The following is a 1,141-nucleotide window of genomic DNA, read 5'->3' on the forward strand; positions in this document are numbered from 1 at the left end:
CATCTCACCCGTGGGGGTCCGCTCATGTCGCCGGGGTCGCCCAACTCCCCGACACCGGCTGCCGTCAACCCGTGGCCGTCACACCCCGTCCGGCAGCCCGCCTGGGAAGCGTCGTGGGCCAGTGGGCCAACGCCGCGGTGGCCGCGTACCAGGAGACCAACCCGCCCACGGCGGCGACCCATCCGCCCGCCTTGGCGAGCCCGCCGCTGTCACCGAAGGACGCGACGGCCAGCAGCAGCATCGCCGCGCACAGCAGCCCGTACGTCGCCCGCGTGAGCGTCGCCGCGCCGGACGCCCCGAGCGTCAGGCTCAGCGCGAGGAGGGCGAACAGGAGCAGGAACAGCCCCGTCGCGTCGGCGGACCCGGGGTCGCCCACGGACCAGGTGAACCAGAGGGCGCCGAGCCCGGCGTAGGCCGTGCCCGTGAATCCGTCGCGGTCGCGCAGGGCGAGGAGACCGGCGACGAAGAGCGCGACGCCGCCGACATAGGCGGCGAGCGGGCCGGCGTCGGCCTCGGTCAGGCCGTCGATCATCCGGGTGTGTCCGAGACCGAACGCCAACAGGGTCAGTCCGAGAGCGAGTTGGCCGAGAGTCGTGGTGTTGCTTCCCGCGGAGACGTCGTTGTCCACAGCGGGCTCCCTTCGTGCGTGTGCGGTGGTGCGGCGATCGGGTTATGCCCTTCACAAGGGCACAAACACCTCTACGCGTCAGTAGGTTCACGCGGCGGTACACAGGGGACCCACACGGACCTCCACCCATCCCACCTGCGGGGAACGGGAGTTGCGGAGGGCGAGGAACGCGAAGGAAGGGACGGAAGGGGAGCCGGGACAGCGGCCTACGGCGCGCGTGGTCTACGGGATGACGATGACGGGCCGCTGTGCCCGCTTCGCGAGGCGTCCGGCGACGGAGCCGAAGATCCGGCCGACGAGGCCGTGCGTGGACCCGACGACGATCGCGTCGGCCTCGTACTCCCGCCCCACCTCTTCGAGTTCGTGGCAGATGTCACCGCCGCGCTCGACGAGGATCCACGGCACCTCGGCGAGATAGTCGGCGCAGGCGAGCTCCAGCCCGAGCACCTCGGTGCGGTGGTCCGGTACGTCGACGAAGACCGGCGGCTCGCAGCCGGTCTTCGTCGACGTACC

The 1,141-nt window shown here is 71.6% G+C and carries 2 protein-coding genes; both read right to left on the bottom strand.

The features are described 5' to 3' along the window. Positions 1 to 64: 64 nt before the first annotated feature. On the bottom strand, positions 65 to 628 hold the full coding sequence (locus AOK15_RS28080; protein WP_055521150.1) for a GPR1/FUN34/YaaH family transporter: 564 nt from the start codon (positions 626 to 628) through the stop codon (positions 65 to 67). 222 nt (positions 629 to 850) lie between these two features. Next, positions 851 to 1,141, bottom strand: a 291-nt coding sequence (locus AOK15_RS28085; protein WP_167738865.1) for a universal stress protein, incomplete at its 5' end; no start/stop codon positions are given.

The sequence above is a fragment of the Streptomyces ossamyceticus genome (assembly GCF_001418475.1).
GTDB lineage: Bacteria > Actinomycetota > Actinomycetes > Streptomycetales > Streptomycetaceae > Streptomyces > Streptomyces ossamyceticus.